Here is a 16,534-nt window from a genome sequence, read left to right as displayed (position 1 = left end):
GGCGGCGTGTGGTCCTGGCTCGAGCCGCTGGGCAAGATGCTGTATGATCTGCGGTGGCCGCTGCTGCTCTACTTCGGGGGCCTGCTGGTCTGCTACATGATGATCGACTCGATACAGTATTGGGTCCGCGAGCTGCGCCGGGCGCGCAGCGAGGCGCGCTTCCGCCGGATGGGGCTCGAGGACATCGACCAGATGGACCATCGGGCTTTCCTGCGCTACCTGACCTTCCTCTTCGAGTGCGCGGGGTTTACCGTCTTACCCACGCCGCCGGCCGGCAACTACGGCGTGGACCTCGTGCTGGTCCACCCCTCCGGCGAGGAATGGATCGCCGTCCAGGCCATCCGCTCGGCCGAGCCGGTGGACGGCGGCCCCGTATGCCAGCTCGCCGCGGCGAAGGGCCTCTACCAGTGCGGGCGCGCGATGGCGGTGACCAGCGCAGAGTTCACGGACGAGGCCCGGCAGGAGGCGGAAGTCCAGGGCGTCACCCTGGTGGACCGCACGAAGCTGCAGGAGTTCATGGCGCTGTCGCTGCCTCCGGCGGCGGAGGTCGCGGTCGGCAGCAGGTAATCGCGATTTGTGGGGGCCTGCCGGGCGATGGACGCCGCGGCAGGCCCCCTTTCACGTGCGCTCTATGAGCGTTCGAATAAGTACAGCAGCCCGTTGGCCGCCCGGCCGAACCACGGCCCCCGGAATCCGCGCCGCTTGAGCTCGGCCCGCAGGAACGGCATCAGCGCCGCGTGGCTGACGATCAGCGCGTCGCCGTTTGCCCGGAGCACCTGGTCGATCACCCGGCGGACGCGTTCGCGGACCGCCCGCTTGGTCTCGACGTTCGGGTGCGACTTGAAGTACCACACCAGCCGGACGAGGATACCCCAGACGATGAACGGCAGCTTGATCCGGTTGCCGCGGAAGGGGTACGGCTCGATTTCCCGCAGGTCCTCGAGCACGACGATGTCGCCCTTGAATATGGCCTGGGCCGTCTTGATCGCCCTGGGCAGATCGCTGCAGAAGCAGTGCTGCCAGTTGCCTCCGCTCAGGTCGACGTGGCCGTACTCGATGTCGGCGGCATCGTAGCCGAGGAACCAGTCGGCCACTTCGTCTGGCGTGACCAGCAGCTTTCGGGGGTAGTCGTGCTTCACGCGGAAATGTCTTACCAGGCCAACCTTCACTATCGTCTTCACCGCTTCCCGGACTTGTTTCCACTGGCATTGGACGTTCGCTTCAGAATGGCCGCTTCCCTGCGTGAGAGGCGGGAATCGGCCAGGCCGTGGAGAAGACATTGTCAGAAAACAACCCCACGGGAGGGATCGCGATGCCCCGGCCGCATGTCTTCGTCACCCGGCGGATACCCGATGAGGCGCTGGATATCTTGCGCACCGCCTGTGAAGTGCACACGTGGGACCACGAGGAGGAACCGGTGCCGCACGACGAACTCGTGCGTCAGCTCCAGGTGGCGGACGGCGCGCTCGTCGTCGGCCCGCACCGCATCGACGGGCCCTTGATGGACGCGGCGCCCCGGTGCCGCATTTACGCCAACATGGCCGTCGGCTACGACAACATCGACGTGGCGGAGGCCACGCGCCGGGGGGTCATGGTGACCAACACGCCCGGCGTGCTGACGGAGACCACCGCCGACCTGGCCTTCGCGCTGCTGCTCGCCGCGGCCCGGCGGCTCTACGAGGGACAGCGCACCATCGTCGAGGGGCGCTGGAAGGGCTGGTCGCCCATGTTCATGACCGGCCAGGACGTGTACGGCGCGACGCTGGGCATCGTGGGCGCCGGCCGCATCGGGCAGGCGGTGGCGCGGCGGGCCCGCGGCTTCGACATGCGCATCCTCTACCACAACCGCCGACCCAACCCCGCCTTCGAGGCCCAGGTCGGGGCCGAGTACCGGCCGCTGGACGACCTGCTGCGGGAGGCCGATTTCGTGGTGCTGCTGGTGCCGCTCACGCCCGAGACCCGCGGGCTCATTGGGGCGCGCGAGCTCGCACTGATGAAGCCGACGGCGGTGCTGGTCAACGCCGCCCGCGGGCCGGTGGTGGACGAGGGAGCGCTCTACGAGGCCCTGCGCACGGGCCGGATCTGGGCCGCCGGGCTGGACGTCTTCGACCGGGAGCCCGTCGCGCCCGACCATCCGCTGCTGTCGCTGCCCAACGTCACGGCGGTGCCCCACATCGGCTCGGCCACGGTGCGGACCAGGACCCGCATGGCGGTGCTGGCCGCCGAAAACCTGCTGGCGGGGGTGACGGGCCGGCGGCCGTCTAACCTGGTGAACCCCGAGGTGTTCGGAGGGTAATCATCGGGAGGGGTGGCCATGACCGAGCCGCGGCACTACCGCGTGATGATCGTGGAGGACGACGCCAAGATCGCATCCATCCTGGCCGCGGAGTTGGACCGCTACGGGTATGACGTCGTCATGGCGCAGGACTACGCCAGGATCCGGGACGAGTTTGTGGCCGCGCGGCCCGACCTGGTGCTCCTGGACGTGAACCTGCCCCGTTACGACGGGTTCTACTGGTGCCGGCAGATCCGCGCGGTCTCGCGGGTGCCGATCATCTTCATCTCCGCGCGTTCTGACGAGATGGACCAGGTGCGGGCCATCGAGCACGGTGCGGATGACTACATCACCAAGCCCTTCAACCTCGAGCTGGCGCTGGCCAAGGTGGGTGCGGCAATCCGCCGGGCGTACGGCGAGTACGCCATGAGCCGGGACCCGGACCTGCTGAGTGCCGGCGGGCTGCTGCTGGACCGGTCCACCAACCGGGCCAGCCGCGGCGACCGGGCGGTGGAACTAAGCCCGAAGGAGTTCCGCCTGCTCTGGTGCCTGGCGGAGCGGGCCGGCCAGATCGTCTCGCGGGAGGAGTTGCTGGAGGCGCTCTGGGACGACACGGACTTCGTGGACGACAACACGCTCACGGTGAACGTAACCCGTGTGCGCCGCCGGCTGGAGGAGCTGGGGCTCGCGAACGCCATCGAGACCAAGCGGGGCCAGGGCTACTGCCTGGCCCTCACCGGGGGCGAGTGAGGTGCGGTTTGCGCAGTTTCTCCGCGACAGGGTCGCCTACGTGACGGCCTACGCGGCCTTCGCGGTGCTCTCCGTGCTGGTGGTGCAGCTGGACCTCATGCTCTCGGGGGCAAGCCTACAGTATGCAAACCTGCTCTACATCTTGCTGCTGGGGCTGGTGGGCCTCGGGCTCTTCCTTCTGTGGGACTACCTGCGGTTTGCCCCCTTCTACCGCCACCTGGCCCGCCTGACCGGCCGCGAGCCCCTGGAGGAGCTGGCGGTGCTGCCGGCGCCCGAGACCGCCGAGGGGGAACTGCTGGCCGGCGCCTGGAGCAGGCTTTACGGCCGGCTGAGCGGCGAGCTGGCCGCGGAGCGTGAGCGGGGGCGGCGCAACGTCAGCCTGGTGACCCAGTGGGCCCACCACATGAAGACGCCGGTGTCCGTGATCGACCTGTTGCTGCAGCAGGCCCGGACCGAGGCGTGGCCGGCCGAGGCGCGGGAGCTGGTGCGCAGCGTGGCGGAGGAGAACCAGCGGCTCCAGCACTCGCTGCAGATGCTGCTGAACGCGGTGCGCCTGGATGACTTCGCCCGGGACTTCCGCATCGCCCGGGAGGACCTGGAGGGACTGGTGCGGCAGGTGGTCAACGAACACAAGCGGGAGTTCATCGCCCGGCGGGTCTACCCGCGGGTGGAGGTGGCGGGCGACCCCCCCTGGCTGGTCGAGACCGACGCCAAGTGGCTGCGGTTCGTGCTGGAGCAGGTACTCAGCAACGCCCTGAAGTACGCCGCACGGCCGGAGGGGTCCGCGGAGGAGGGCCAGGTCGTCTTCCGGCTGCGCCGGGAGGGCGGGGACACCGTGCTGGAGGTGGCCGACAACGGGATCGGCATTCCGCCCGAGGACCTGGGCCGGGTCTTCGATCCCTTCTTCACCGGCATCAACGGGCGTGCCTTCCCGCAGGCGACCGGCATGGGGCTCTACCTGGCCCGCGAGGTCGGCCGCCGGCTGAGCCACGACCTGAGCCTCGAGTCGGTACGCGGGAAGGGGACGACGGTCCGCATCCGCTTCCAGGCGCCGCGGACCCTGTTCGCCGGACTGCACGCGCTCCCCTCAGGCCGCCCCTCCGAGCAGGGCGGCCCGGAGGCATAGGCAGGGCGACAAGAGCCCCCACCGCCTGACACGGTGGGGGCATTTGAACGCGGCGCAGGTCACACGCGGTCCCAGTGACCGAGCCGGAGGCTGCCGCGGTCACGTACTGGGTAGTCCGCTCGTCGATCATGCCGGTCTTCCCCCCGATCCGCCCATGCTGCCGCACCACCACGTGTCGTTTCTGCTGCGCAAGCTGTTGGTACCCTCTGCAGGGCAGCGTCGGGCTTGCAGCCTACATGACAAGACCGTAAGGTTTCTGCGCTGACCTGAAAGGTGAATCTAAGGAGGTTCACCGCCAGCACCGCTACACTGGGGCATGAAGAGCAGAACAGGGGGGCAGCATGATGTTTGTACTTGAGGCGAAAGGGCTGACCAAGGTGTACGGCGGCCGCTCGAAGGTGGCAACCCGGGCCCTGAACAACCTTTCCCTCCAGGTGGAGAAGGGGGAGTTCCTCGGGATCATGGGGCCGTCCGGCAGCGGCAAGACGACCCTCTTGAACCTGCTGGCCACGATCGACCGGCCCACGTCGGGCAGCGTGGCCATCGAGGGGCAGGACGTGAGCCAGCTGAAGGGGGAGAGCCTCGCCCTCTTCCGCCGGCGGCGGCTGGGCTTCGTGTTCCAGGACTACAACCTGCTGGACAGCCTGACCATCGGGGAGAACATCGCCCTGCCGCTGGTGCTGGACCGGGTGCCCGTGCGCATCATCAAGGAGAGGCTTCAGGTGTTGGCGGGGCAACTGGGCATCGCCGACATCCTCGAGAAATACCCCTACGAGGTCTCCGGCGGCCAGCAGCAGCGGGCGGCGGCGGCCCGGGCCATCATCCACCAGCCAGCGGTGATCCTGGCCGACGAGCCCACGGGGAACCTGGACTCCCGGTCGGCCAGGGACCTGATGGAGACCCTGGTGATGCTGAACAACATGGCCGGGGTGACCATCGTCATGGTGACCCACGACGCCTTCGCCGCCAGCTACTGCCGGCGCATCCAGTTCATCCGGGACGGGCAGCTGTACACCGAGATCCGCAGAGGGAACAGCCGGGAGGCCTTCTTCCAGCAGATCCTCGACGTCCTGTCGCTGATGGGGGGTGGCCGGGGTGAGCCTCTGGCAAATCGCGGCTAGGAACGTCTGGCGGAACCGGGGCCGGTACGTGGCCTACCTGGTCAGCGCCGCCTTCGCGGTGATGATCTACTTCATCTACACGGCGCTGGCCCTGCACCCCGACCTGCAAGGGGGATACCCCGGTGCGCAGGGCGTCACCGAGGGCATCCGCTCCGCCTCGGTCGTCATCGCCGGCATCACCTTCATCTTCCTGATGACCTCCAACGCAGCGTTCACCCGCTCCCGGAAGAAGGAGTTCGGCCTTTGGAGCCTGATGGGCGTGACGCGCGGTCAGCTGATGGCGGTGGTGTTCTGGGAGAGCCTCTTCATCGGAGCCGCCGCCCTGGCCATCGGCCTCAGCTTCGGCGTGCTCTTCCTCAGGCTGTTCTTCATGGCGATCAGCGTGCTGCTGCGGCTGCCGGAGATGCTGCCCGTCTACGCGGGCCCTGCGGTCTGGCTGCAGACGCTGGGCGTCTTCGGCGCCTTCTTTCTCTTCGTCTCGCTCTACTCGCTGGTGGACATCCTCCGCAGTACCGTCATCGAGCTGATCCGGGCCGAGCGCAAACCGAAGTCCGAACCGACTTTCCGGTGGTGGAAGGCCCTGCTGGGACTCATGCTCGTGGTCGTCGGCTACGCCTGGGCCAGCGCCCCCTGGCCGACTGCGATCATCCTCGGGGTGTTCCCCGTCACGGTCATGGTCTCGCTGGGCACCGTGTTTCTGATGCAGGAGAGCAGCATCGCCCTGCTGGGCTGGCTGCGGCGCCGGAAGGGGTTCTACTACCGCACCACGCCGCTGCTCACCGTCAGCCACCTGCGCTTCAAGCTCCAGGAGAACGCCCGGGTGCTGGCCAACACAGCCATCACCATCGCCGTCATCCTCACCGCGGTGAGCACCATCTACACGGTCTTGGTGGTCTTCGCACACGAAGTGCTGACCCGCAACCCGCACGCCTTTCAGCTGGTCGAGCCGGCGGCGGGCGCCTCGATGGCAGACGTGGTGGAGGCCGAGCTGCGGAGGCAAGGCGTGGCAGGCTGGGTGCGCCATGACCTGGTGACGGTGAGCGGGGAGCTGGACGATGCGACGCACGTCCTGCTGGTTCCCCACTCGCTCTACGCCGGCGTGCGCCGGGCCTCGGAGCTGGTGCGGCCGCTTCCCGACGGCTCGGACGGCGCGCTGGTGATCTACCCGTACACGAACTTCGACCCCGGGTGGCAGGACCAGGTTCCAGTGCCGAGGGAGCTGACCGTGGGCGGCCGGACCTACTGGCTCTCCGCCCTTCCCGACTGGAGCGGCCTGCCGGTGAACGCAACAGGAGAGGCGCGGACCTCCCTGGTGCTTCCGGACCCGTTGTTCGAGCAGGTGGTGGCCGGGAGTGCGCCGGAGCAGCGACTCCGGGTGACGATCTGGGATGTGGACGCCTGGCGCACCCGGGAGGCCGCCGCGGCGGCAGACGCCCTCGCGCTGCGGTTTGCAGACGCCGCCGAGGTGGGGCGTCACTTCTCGTCCACCATTCCGGAGTACCAGGACACCATCTCGGCCTGGGGCCTCACCCTGTTCGTGGGCGTGTTCGTATCGCTGGTTTTCTTCGTCACCGGCTGCAGCGTGCTCTACTTCCGGCTGTTCACGGAGATCGACGAGGACCGGCGTTACTTCCGGCGCCTGCAGCACCTGGGTGTGAGCCTGGCGGAGCTGCGCCGGGTGTCCCTGCGCCAGACCCAGGTCATCTTCTTCGCACCCTTCCTCGTCGGGCTGGTGCACTCCACCTTCGCGATGAAGGCGCTGGGGACGCTCGTGCAGCGGCCGGTGCTGCATTACGGGTGGACGGTCGCCCTGGGCTACCTGGGGCTCTACGCACTGTTCTACGCTGTGACCTACGCCGTCTACTGGCGCACCCTTTCGGGCGGAAACGCCCGCGTGGCGTGAACGGGTGCGAGGCAGTGCAAACGCCTTGCATCGCCCCACGCTTGAGAATGGAGTGCCCTCCCTGCCGCCGGCAGGGAGGGCTGCTGTCATGAGCGCTGCTTCGGACTACCTGCGGAGAATGCCCGCAGGCACCCGGGCGTGGTAGTGGGTGTGCAGGAGGTGGTGGGCCCGCTCGCTGCCCGGCTTGCCCAGGTACTCGGCGTAGAGCTGCTGGACGGCAGGGTTCTCGTGGGAGCGGCGGATCGTCATGCGCTCGTCGATGGTGTAGAGCGACTCGATGCGCGCCCGCCTGACCTCCTCCAGGGCGGCAGGCCCCTTCGCCGGGATCGGCTGACCGCCGCCGCCGATGCAGCCGCCGGGGCAGCCCATGATCTCGACGAAGTGGTAGTTCTTCGCACCGGAGCTGACCTGCTCCATCACCCAGCCGGCCGCAGCCAGGCCGTTGGCCACCGCGACGTTGAGGCTGATGCCGTTGACCGAGACGGTCGCCTCCCGCACCTGGAACGGCACGCCGCGCACCTCGGTGAACTCGATCTTCGGCGACGGGCTGTCGGGCTCGAGCCAGGCCGCGGCGGTGCGCAGGGCGGCCTCCATCACGCCGCCGGTCGTGCCGAAGATGGTGCCGGCGCCTGTGCCGATGCCCAGCGGGTTGTCAAACTCCTCTTCGGGCAGCGAGGGCAGGTCGATGCCGGCCTGGCGGAACATGCGCGCCAGCTCGCGGGTGGTAAGGACGTAGTCCACGTCCTTGTAGCCCGAGGCGTTCATCTCGGGGCGGTTCGCCTCGTACTTCTTGGCGGTGCACGGCATGATCGAGACCACGACCATCTTGGCCGGGTCGACGCCCGCCTTCTCGGCGTAGTAGGTCTTGGCCACGGCGCCGAACATCTGCTGCGGCGACTTGCAGGAGGAGAGGTTCTCCAGCATATCGGGGAAGAAATGCTCGGCGTACTTCACCCAGCCCGGAGAGCACGAGGTGACGAGCGGCAGGGGGCCGCCTCGCTGCAGCCGCTGGACCAGCTCGGTGGCCTCTTCCATGATGGTCAGGTCGGCGGCGAACACGGTGTCGAAGACCTGGTCGAAGCCGAGCCGGCGGAGGCCCGCCACCATCTGGCCGGTGGAGATGGCGCCGGAAGGCAGCCCGAAGGGCTCACCGATGGAGACCCGGATGGCGGGGGCGGTTTGGACGACCACGTGAATCTCCGGATCCAGCAGGGCCTGCCAGACGGCCTCCGTGTCGTCGTGCTCGGTCAGCGCGCCGGTGGGGCAGACCACGGTGCACTGGCCGCAGAGCGCGCAGGCCGCATCGTTCAGGGAGACCTCAAAGAACGGGTTGACCGTGGCGTTGAAGCCGCGCTGGGTGAGCGAGATGGCCGAGACCCCCTGCACCGAGCGGCAGACGGCTATGCACCGCTGGCAGAGCACGCACTTGGACCCGTCGACGGTGATGGCGCCGGAGGCGTCGTCGATGCGCGCATGGTGGCGCTCGCCGTGCAGGGTAACCTGGCCGACGCCCAGTTCTTGGCTCAGCTGCTGCAGCTCGCAGTTGGAGGCGCGCAGGCAGGTCGGGCACTCGATGTTGTGGTCGGAGAGCAGGAGCTCCAGCACCAGCTTGCGAGCCTCCCGCACCTTCCGGCTGTTGGTGGTAACCACCATGCCCTCCGTGCAGGGCACCGTGCAAGCGGTCTGCAGGCCGCGGGCGCCCTCGACCTCGACGAGGCACATGCGGCACGCGCCGATCTGGTTGATCTCCTTCAGGTAGCAGAGGGTGGGGATTCGGATGCCGTTCTGACGCGCCGCCTCGAGAATGGTGGTGCCGGGCTCCACGGAGACGGGGCGCCTGTCGATCGTCAGGTTGATCACACGCAGCACCCCCTTAGTGTGCGACGGCGTTGAACTTACAGACGGTCACACAGTTGCCGCACTTGATGCAGACGCTGGTATCGATCGTGTACGGATGGCGAACCTCGCCGTGAATGGCGTTCACCGGGCAGTTCCGGGCGCAGAGGCCGCACCCCTTGCAGATGTCCGGATCGATGCGGAACTCGGTGAGCGCCTTGCAGCGACCGGCCGGGCAGTGCTTGTCGCGGACGTGGGCCTCGTACTCCTCACGGAAGAAGTGCAGGGTGGAGAGCACCGGGTTCGGTGCCGTCTGCCCGAGGCCGCAGAGCGAGGTCGCCTTGATGCCGGCGGCCAGCCGCTCCAGCTCGGCGAGATCCTCCATGGTGCCCTGCCCTTCCACGATGCGGTCGAGGATCTCCAGCATCCGCTTCGTACCGATGCGGCAGGGCGGGCACTTGCCGCAGGACTCGTCCTGGGTGAACTGCAGGTAGAACCGGGCGACGTCCACCATGCAGGTGAGATCGTCCATGACGATGAGGCCGCCCGAACCCATCATGGAGCCGATGGCCGTGAGCGAGTCGAAGTCCATGGGCGTGTCTAGCAGGTTTGCCGGGATGCAGCCGCCGGAAGGACCGCCCGTCTGAGCCGCCTTGAACTGCCGGCCCTTGGGGATGCCCCCGCCCATCTCGTAGATGATGTTGCGCAGCGGCGTGCCCATCGGAACCTCGACCAGGCCGGTGTTCATCACGTTGCCGGCCACCGCAAAGACCTTGGTGCCGGGCGAGTTCGGTGTGCCGAGGGCGGCAAAGGCCTCGGCCCCGTGCAGGATGATCTCCGGCACGTTGGCGTAGGTTTCCACGTTGTTGTTGAGCGTGGGCTTGCCCCAGAGCCCCTTCTGCGCCGGGAAGGGCGGACGGGGCCGCGGCATGCCGCGCTCGCCCTCGATCGAGGCGATGAGCGCGGTCTCCTCGCCGCAGACGAAGGCGCCTGCGCCGAGGCGGATGTCGACGTCGAAGCTGAAGTCCGTGCCGAGGATGTGCTCGCCCAGCAGGCCGCGTTCCCGGGCCTGGTTGATGGCCAGCTGCAGGCGGTGCACGGCGACGGGGTACTCGGCCCGCACGTAGACATAGCCCTGGTTTGCGCCCACCGCATAGCCTGCGATGGCCATCGCCTCGATGATGGCGTGCGGATCGCCCTCGAGGATGGACCGGTCCATGAAGGCCCCGGGGTCTCCTTCGTCGGCGTTGCAGAGGACGTACTTCTCTTCGCCCTGCACGGCCGCGGCCAGCTCCCACTTGCGGCCGGTGGGGAAGCCGCCGCCGCCCCGGCCCCGCAGCCCCGACCGCTTGACCTCATCGATGACCTGCGCGGGGGTCATCTCCAGCAGGGCACGGGCCAGCGCGAAGTAGCGATCGGCTGCGATGGCCTCCTCGATGTTCTCGGGGTCGATGAAACCGCAGTTCTTCAGCGCGCAGCGGTGCTGGCCCTTGTAGAAGGGCTGCTCCAGCATCTGCGCGATCCGGTTCTTCTCGCGGGGGTTCGGCGCGTACAGGAGCCGCTGGACGGGCTTGCCGCCCAGCACGTGCTCGTCGATGATCGCCGGCACGTCCTCGGGGTGCACCTCGCAGTAGAAGGTCTGACCGGGATGGACCACGACCACGGGACCTACCCGGCAGAAACCGAAGCAACCGACCTGTACCACCTTAACCCGTTCCCCGAGGTTCTTCTCGTTGACGTAGCTCTCCAGAGCCAGCCGGGTCTTCACCGACTTGTTGGCCTGGCAACCTGTGCCGCCGCAGACGAGGATGTGCACCTCCGGAGCTTCGGCGAGGCTGAGCGACTCGGCGTGGCGCAGTGCCGTTCGGTAGGCGCCGGCAGACCTCACGGCCTCGAGGTCGGCCAAGGAGTTGATCCGAGCGGGGGCGTGGGTGATCGTCATGCGGGCTCACCTCCCGTAGCAACACCGACGGCTTCGGCCTGTCCTGGTTCGGCGGCGGCCTGTGCACGGAACTCGGCGATCAGCTTCTTGGCTGTCGCCTCCGTTAACTTCCCGTACACCTCTCCAGCGATGGTGGCCACGGGAGCCAGCCCGCACGCCCCGATGCAGCGGCAGACCTCCAGGGAGAAGAGCCCGTCGGGGGTCATCTCGCCCGGCTTGATGCCCAGCTCCTGTTCAAACTGGGCCAGAACGCGGCCTGCTCCCTGAACGTAGCAGGCTGTCCCCATGCAGACGTTGATGGGAAACTTGCCCACAGGCTTCAGGGTGAAGTAGTTGTAGAACGTCACCACACCATAGACCTCACTGGGGGGCACGTGCAGGGCCTTCGCGATATGGCTCTGAACCTCCTCGGGCAGGTACCCGAAGAGCTCCTGTGCGCGGTGAAGCACAGCGATGAGGAACCGCGGCGCAGCGTGACCGTCCCGGATAAACGCATCCAGTTCGGCGAACCGCGGGTCGTCTGGCGTGATGCCCTGACAACATGGTCTGGACATTCGCTCACCACCTTTGTGAAAGTTGTAACAAGTCTGCTTGTGAAATCGGGAACTATCCTCTTCACCTTGATGGTATATGACCTGCGCAACGTGCGGCAAGGCTCTCGGTTGCCTATCTATCGTATAGTAAGTTTACAAAGGTCGTGGTCCTTTGGAACTAGTGAACGAACCCCCCCTCGCCGGGCGAGAGGGGGAATGGATTATCCGATCAGGTGGTCGATGATCGCCGTCCGCGTGAGGTAGCCCACCGGCTTGCCGTCGACCACGACGGGCAGGACTTTCCGGTTGTGGCTGAACATCAGCTCCGCGGCCTCCTCCAGACTGAGGTCGGGAGCAACGGTGTCCAGCTGTCGGGTGACAACCTCCCGGAGTGACTGGAACTGCAGGAGATCGCGCCCCGCGCCCCGGATCCAGCGCGGAACGGTGTCGCTCTGCTCTCGGGTCGCCCGGTAGATCAGGCGGATCAGATCGCCCTCCGTCACCAGGCCGTACAGGCTCCCGTCGCTGCGCACGACGGGCACGAACGGGACCTTCTGCTCCCGCATCGCCCTCAGGGCGAGGAAGATCGGATCGGTGGCGGACAGGGCAGGCACCTGGATCATGGCGTCGCGCACCAGGGTCATCGCTCTGGGCCCTCCTTCGGCGTTCCGCGCTAGGCGGCGATATCAAGGGAGAGGTGCAGGTTCAGCTTGCCGTGCCGCGTGGCCAGCGGCATGACGACCCGGCTCACGCCGAGGGTGGAGATGCGGGAGCGGAAACCGATCATGATCGTCGGCGGGGTGATGTCGGCGGCGAGGCCGATTCGCTCCAGCTCGGTGCAGGCGCCGCCGGCCACCAGGTTGCCCAGCTCCGCCAGGGCCGAGAGGCCCATCTCGGTCAGCTCGTCGAGGGGCTCGTCGACCATCGCGGTGGCGATGGCCCGCGCAGCTGCAAGGTCGAGGCCCAGCAGCAGGGAACCGCGTACCTGCCCGACGAACGAAAGATAGACCACCACCTCGTCCGTCACATGCTCAGTCGGGTCCACGTACAGGCCCACCCTCTTGACCTCGGACTGCAGTTCCTTGGTCAGGCTGTGTCGTGCAGCGGATAGAAAGGCGTTGACTACCTCTGCTTTCATGGCGTGAACCTCCGTCTCAGCATGCATAAAACTTTCCACAGTGAAAACAGAGACTCCTTCTCAACGGGGACGGGGCTAACGTACGTGGTGGTGGCTTCATGAGGGGGGAAACGAGTTCGATGGGCGTGTTCGCGGCCTTCGTGGCGCAGGGGTTCCGCCAGCAGGCGGCCTACAAGGTGGAGGGCTGGCTGGGCCTGGCCTCCAGCCTCATCTGGTTCGTCCTGTTCGCCGGGATCTGGACGGCGCTGCTGCGGGATGACCCGGCGGCCCTGGAGCGCCAGATGCAGTACATCATCGCCTCGCGCTTCCTCGGCGAACTGATCTTCATTCCCACCTGGGAAGTCAGCGAGAAGTTCCGCATGGGCGACGTGGGGCTGGAGCTGATCAAGCCCGTCGCACTGCCGGTGCGGGTGCTGGGCGACTTCCTGGGCCGGTCGCTCTTCCGGCTCGCCCGGTCGCTGCCGGTCTTCGTGCTGATCTGGATCGCCTTCGGCCTCCCGGCGCCCCACCCCGCGGCGCTCCTGCTGTTTGCGGCCAGCGGGCTCGCGGGCTGGGTCATCGCCGCGGCGTTCCAGCTCTCGCTGACGCTGATCGCCCTCTGGACGGTGCAGTTCACCGAGGCCGAAAACCTGTGGGAGCTGATGAGCTCCCTCTTCTCCGGCGAGTTCATCCCGCTCTACTACCTGCCGGCGTGGGCCGGGGCCCTGGCGTCGTACCTCCCCTTCGCGGGCACCTTCTTCGTGCCCTCGGCCATCCTCGCCGGAACGCTGTCGGGAGCCGAACTCCTGCGGGCGCTCGGCCTGCAGCTGGCGTGGGCGCTGGCGGCGGTCGCGGTGCTCTGGGCGATGTGGACCGCAGGGCAGCGGAGACTGACGATGCAGGGGGGATAGCGATGGACCTGCGGCACAACCTGTCGTGCTACTGCCGGATGGCGCTGGCCCAGGCCCGGGCGCGGATGCAGTACCGGGCCAACTTCGTCGCCCACATCATCTCCATGGTGCTGACCTACGGGGGACAGTTCGTGGCGCTCTACTGGCTCACGCAGCGCTTCAATACCGTGGGCGGCTGGCGCCTGGAGGAGATCGTCCTGCTTTACGCCCTCGCCATCCTGGCCTGGGGCGTGTCGGTCTCGTTCTTCTGGAGCCTGGTGGGCTTTGAGGAGCAGGTGCGGATGGGCACTTACGACCGGGCCCTGCTCAGGCCCATCAACCCGCTGCTCACCGTCCTCGGCAGCCAGTCGCCCATCAACGGCATGGGCCAGTTCGTCTTCTCCATCGCCGCATTCATCTTCGCGGTGCGGGTGGCCGGCGTGCGCCTCACCGCCGTGAAGCTGGCCTACCTGCTGCTCACCGCGCTGGGCGGAGGCCTGATCCTGGGCGCGGCCCTCATCGCCACGGCGACCCTGGCCTTCTGGACGACCCGCACCTACACCTTTTACTGGAACCTCGTCTTCCCGGCACGGCAGCTGATCAACTACCCCATCTCCATCTACCACCGGGCGATGCAGGTGGTGCTCACCGTGCTCGTCCCCTTCGCCTTCATCAATTTCTTCCCCGCGCACGTCCTGCTGGACCGGGTGGCGCAGCTGCCGGTTCCCGCGCTGGCCTGGGCCACCCCGGCGGTGGGTCTGGCCTCCATCGCGGCCGCATACGGGTTCTGGCAGCTGGGCACGCGCAACTACACGAGCACGGGGAGCTGAGCTCAGATGAGCCCCGCCGCGGCGAACGCCGGGCGGGGCCTGACTGGCTCGTGGGTCGTATCCGGCCTACCCGCCGCTCACCGTGAACAGCATCCGGCTCAGGGTGATGAGACCGGAGTTCCGTGCGCCCAGGTGCCAGATGCCGTATCCCCTGAGGCCCAGCTCGCGGATGACGGCGAATTTGGCCAGAAGGCTGCGCGCATCCTCGAACCAGACCTCCCGTTCCACGCTGCCATCCGTATAGCGGAACCACGGCGAGGCCTGGGGCTCGCTGTACCGGATCGGAACGCCCCGCTCGATGGCCAGTGCAACGGCTGCGTCGTGCGACAGCGGTCGGGCGCGGTTCTCCGGCGTATCGGGCAGCTCCCAGTCGTATGCGGTCGTGGAGATGCCGGCGAGGAGCTTGGCCCGGTCGATGAGGCTGGCGGCGTACAGCAGCACCCGGCGGTACTGCGGCAGCGGCGCGATGGGCCCGGGCGGGCCCCCCACCCAGCTGAACTCGTAGTTCATGATGTACACCCGGTCCGCCACGCGCCCGATCCCGGCGTAGTCGTGCCCCCGGGCGTAGGCGAAGGTCTGCTCGTCGTACTTCGGGGGCACGGCCACGTTGAGGAGCCGGTCCCCGATTCGCTGCTTCAGCTCGCGGAGGAAGTCGACGTAGCCCTGCCGCAGGTCCGCATCGATGTTCTCGATGTCGGCGTCGACGCCCGCGTAGCCCTTCTCGTTCAGGAGGCGGACGACGCTGGCGATCGTGCGCTCGCGGACCTCGGGCACCGTGATGATCCGCCTGGCGAACTCGGGGCTGAATGCACCGCCCGGCTCCATGTTGGCGATGGAGAGCAGCGGCTGCGCGCCGGCCGCGCGGGCGGCCGTGATCGCCGCCGCGTCGTCGATGGGCGGCAGGTTGCCCTCGCCGTCGATCAGGTGGGAGAAGAGCGCCACCCAGGTGAGCCCGCCCCGCCAGGGAGCGACGTCGTCTGCCGTGACGCCGGGGTCGGTGAGGGGCAGGTAGCCGATCACCTCGGCGGCGCGCCGCGGGGGATCGGGGATGCGAAGCCGCCTGCCCGGGTACAGCACCTGCGGGAGGCCCGGGTTGGCGCGGCGGAGCTCGGCCACGGTCAGCCCGCTCAGCCGGGCGATGCTGAACAGCGTGTCGCCCGCCTGCACCACGTACTGGTTGGAGGGCACGACGAGCGCGAGCCCGGGCGTCACCCTGCCGTCGGTCCCGAGGCCGTTCGCGCCGGCCAGCGCCTCGACCGTCACGCCGGTGCGCCGGGCGACCTGCGCCAGGCTCTCGCCCGGCGCCACTGTCGTCACATACATCTGCGCGTCACCTCCCTCCATCCAATGCGGGGGATGGAGGGAGGGTGCGCTAGTCAGGCCACCGGTCCGCCGGGTCGGGCACGTGGAGCGTCTTCCGCTTTGCCTCCTCAGGGTCGTCGAACTGCGCCTTGGCCGCGCCCTCCATGCTGGGGAGGAAACCGCGTTCCCGCCGGTTGGCCTTCCCCGCCTGCAGCCTCTGGTTGCGCTCTCCCTTGCGCGACATCGGGTCACCTCCTCACCGCCTTAGCATGCGCACGCCCCCCACAACGCAGCCCTCATTTTGGGCTAATCGGTCATGGCCCCGCGCCCGATGGCCCGGAAGCCCACAACGGGGTAACATTAACCTGACAGTGGCGAGGAAGGCGGAGAGAGACATCATGGCCATGCCCCCTGTGCTTTCGGTGGTCGGCTGCGGCAAGTGCGGCAAGACGACCCTTGTGGAGCGCCTGGTGGCGGAGCTCACCCGGCGCGGCTGGAGCGTTGGCACCCTGAAGCACGACGTGCACGGTTTTCAGATGGACCATGAGGGAAAGGACACCTGGCGGCACAGGCAGGCGGGTGCCCGGGCCGTCTGCATCATCGGCCCCGGCCAGATCGGGCTGGTGCGGTCGGTCGATGCGGATCGGTTCAGCGCAGCGGACGCCATCGCGCTGCTGGGACCGGTGGACATCGTCATCACGGAAGGCTTCAAGCGCGAGCGCTTCGCCAAGATCGAGATCTTCAGCAGTGCCAGGAACGAGGGCCGGCTGCTCTGCGGCGACGACCCCTCGCTGCTGGCCGTGGCCGGCGACCTCCCGGTGGAGACGGACCGGCCCCGGTTCGACTGGAACGACATCCCGGCCATCGCAGACTTCGTGGAACAGCGTTTGCTCCGAAGATAGGAGGCGT

The 16,534-nt window shown here is 67.9% G+C and carries 17 protein-coding genes; 9 read left to right on the top strand and 8 right to left on the bottom strand.

Annotated elements, in window-relative coordinates; all coding sequences use genetic code 11:
• Nucleotides 1-6: 6 nt before the first annotated feature.
• Entirely contained in the window at nucleotides 7-567 is a 561-nt protein-coding gene (locus J2Z79_RS11395; RefSeq protein WP_209467014.1) for a restriction endonuclease, read from the top strand.
• Between the two features lie 62 nt (nucleotides 568-629).
• On the opposite strand, the gene J2Z79_RS11390 is transcribed toward J2Z79_RS11395, so the two are convergent.
• Complete coding sequence (locus tag J2Z79_RS11390; protein WP_209467013.1) at nucleotides 630-1,139, bottom strand: histidine phosphatase family protein; 510 nt, start codon at nucleotides 1,137-1,139, stop codon at nucleotides 630-632.
• A gap of 173 nt (nucleotides 1,140-1,312) precedes the next feature.
• Between J2Z79_RS11390 and J2Z79_RS11385 the strand changes: the two genes are divergently transcribed.
• The 5 genes from J2Z79_RS11385 to J2Z79_RS11365 all read left to right on the top strand — a co-directional run bounded on the left by J2Z79_RS11385 (nucleotide 1,313) and on the right by J2Z79_RS11365 (nucleotide 7,175).
• Complete coding sequence (locus tag J2Z79_RS11385; protein ID WP_209467012.1) at nucleotides 1,313-2,296, top strand: 2-hydroxyacid dehydrogenase; 984 nt, start codon at nucleotides 1,313-1,315, stop codon at nucleotides 2,294-2,296.
• Between the two features lie 18 nt (nucleotides 2,297-2,314).
• Nucleotides 2,315-3,025 carry a response regulator transcription factor gene (locus tag J2Z79_RS11380; protein ID WP_209467011.1) on the top strand — a complete coding sequence of 237 codons (711 nt, stop codon included), beginning with the start codon at nucleotides 2,315-2,317 and terminating at the stop codon, nucleotides 3,023-3,025.
• Between the two features lies 1 nt (nucleotide 3,026).
• A complete protein-coding gene (locus tag J2Z79_RS19175; RefSeq protein ID WP_209467010.1) occupies nucleotides 3,027-4,151 on the top strand; it encodes a sensor histidine kinase in 1,125 nt (374 codons plus the stop codon).
• Nucleotides 4,152-4,495: 344 nt separating this feature from the next.
• Nucleotides 4,496-5,272, top strand: a complete 777-nt coding sequence (locus tag J2Z79_RS11370) for an ABC transporter ATP-binding protein (protein ID WP_280953693.1) — start codon at nucleotides 4,496-4,498, stop codon at nucleotides 5,270-5,272.
• A complete protein-coding gene (locus tag J2Z79_RS11365) occupies nucleotides 5,247-7,175 on the top strand; it encodes an FtsX-like permease family protein (RefSeq protein WP_209467008.1) in 1,929 nt (642 codons plus the stop codon). The genes J2Z79_RS11370 and J2Z79_RS11365 overlap by 26 nt, the downstream gene beginning before the upstream one ends.
• A 105-nt stretch (nucleotides 7,176-7,280) precedes the next feature.
• Here J2Z79_RS11365 and J2Z79_RS11360 read toward each other — a convergent pair whose 3' ends face one another.
• The 5 genes from J2Z79_RS11360 to J2Z79_RS11340 all read right to left on the bottom strand — a co-directional run bounded on the left by J2Z79_RS11360 (nucleotide 7,281) and on the right by J2Z79_RS11340 (nucleotide 12,624).
• Complete coding sequence (locus J2Z79_RS11360) at nucleotides 7,281-9,041, bottom strand: NADH-dependent [FeFe] hydrogenase, group A6 (protein WP_209467057.1); 1,761 nt, start codon at nucleotides 9,039-9,041, stop codon at nucleotides 7,281-7,283.
• Nucleotides 9,042-9,048: 7 nt separating this feature from the next.
• The gene (locus J2Z79_RS11355) at nucleotides 9,049-10,953 is read right to left on the bottom strand and encodes an NADH-quinone oxidoreductase subunit NuoF (protein ID WP_209467007.1); all 1,905 of its coding nucleotides are present in this window, start codon (nucleotides 10,951-10,953) and stop codon (nucleotides 9,049-9,051) included.
• Nucleotides 10,950-11,507: an NADH-quinone oxidoreductase subunit NuoE family protein gene (locus tag J2Z79_RS11350; RefSeq protein ID WP_209467006.1), complete on the bottom strand. Its 558-nt coding sequence runs from the start codon at nucleotides 11,505-11,507 to the stop codon at nucleotides 10,950-10,952. Before J2Z79_RS11350 ends, J2Z79_RS11355 begins: the two co-directional genes overlap by 4 nt.
• Before the next feature lie 200 nt (nucleotides 11,508-11,707).
• Nucleotides 11,708-12,130, bottom strand: coding sequence for a CBS domain-containing protein (locus tag J2Z79_RS11345; protein WP_209467005.1), 423 nt, complete (start codon nucleotides 12,128-12,130; stop codon nucleotides 11,708-11,710).
• Between the two features lie 29 nt (nucleotides 12,131-12,159).
• On the bottom strand, nucleotides 12,160-12,624 hold the full coding sequence (locus J2Z79_RS11340) for a chemotaxis protein CheX (RefSeq protein ID WP_209467004.1): 465 nt from the start codon (nucleotides 12,622-12,624) through the stop codon (nucleotides 12,160-12,162).
• A 119-nt stretch (nucleotides 12,625-12,743) separates the two neighbouring features.
• Between J2Z79_RS11340 and J2Z79_RS11335 the strand changes: the two genes are divergently transcribed.
• Nucleotides 12,744-13,514: an ABC transporter permease gene (locus J2Z79_RS11335; RefSeq protein WP_209467003.1), complete on the top strand. Its 771-nt coding sequence runs from the start codon at nucleotides 12,744-12,746 to the stop codon at nucleotides 13,512-13,514.
• Between the two features lie 2 nt (nucleotides 13,515-13,516).
• Complete coding sequence (locus J2Z79_RS11330) at nucleotides 13,517-14,323, top strand: ABC transporter permease (RefSeq protein ID WP_209467002.1); 807 nt, start codon at nucleotides 13,517-13,519, stop codon at nucleotides 14,321-14,323.
• A 66-nt stretch (nucleotides 14,324-14,389) separates the two neighbouring features.
• On the opposite strand, the gene J2Z79_RS11325 is transcribed toward J2Z79_RS11330, so the two are convergent.
• Both J2Z79_RS11325 and J2Z79_RS11320 read right to left on the bottom strand, forming a co-directional pair.
• On the bottom strand, nucleotides 14,390-15,646 hold the full coding sequence (locus J2Z79_RS11325) for a LysM peptidoglycan-binding domain-containing protein (RefSeq protein WP_209467001.1): 1,257 nt from the start codon (nucleotides 15,644-15,646) through the stop codon (nucleotides 14,390-14,392).
• A 49-nt stretch (nucleotides 15,647-15,695) separates the two neighbouring features.
• Nucleotides 15,696-15,869 carry a hypothetical protein gene (locus tag J2Z79_RS11320; RefSeq protein WP_209467000.1) on the bottom strand — a complete coding sequence of 58 codons (174 nt, stop codon included), beginning with the start codon at nucleotides 15,867-15,869 and terminating at the stop codon, nucleotides 15,696-15,698.
• A 154-nt stretch (nucleotides 15,870-16,023) separates the two neighbouring features.
• Between J2Z79_RS11320 and mobB the strand changes: the two genes are divergently transcribed.
• Nucleotides 16,024-16,527 carry a molybdopterin-guanine dinucleotide biosynthesis protein B gene (gene mobB, locus J2Z79_RS11315; RefSeq protein ID WP_209466999.1) on the top strand — a complete coding sequence of 168 codons (504 nt, stop codon included), beginning with the start codon at nucleotides 16,024-16,026 and terminating at the stop codon, nucleotides 16,525-16,527.
• The last annotated feature ends 7 nt before the right edge of the window (nucleotides 16,528-16,534 follow it).

Source organism: Symbiobacterium terraclitae (assembly GCF_017874315.1).
In the GTDB taxonomy this organism is placed as follows: domain Bacteria; phylum Bacillota; class Sulfobacillia; order Symbiobacteriales; family Symbiobacteriaceae; genus Symbiobacterium; species Symbiobacterium terraclitae.
The sequence above is the reverse complement of the archived record's forward strand: the minus strand, read 5'-3'. Positions and strand labels throughout refer to the sequence as shown.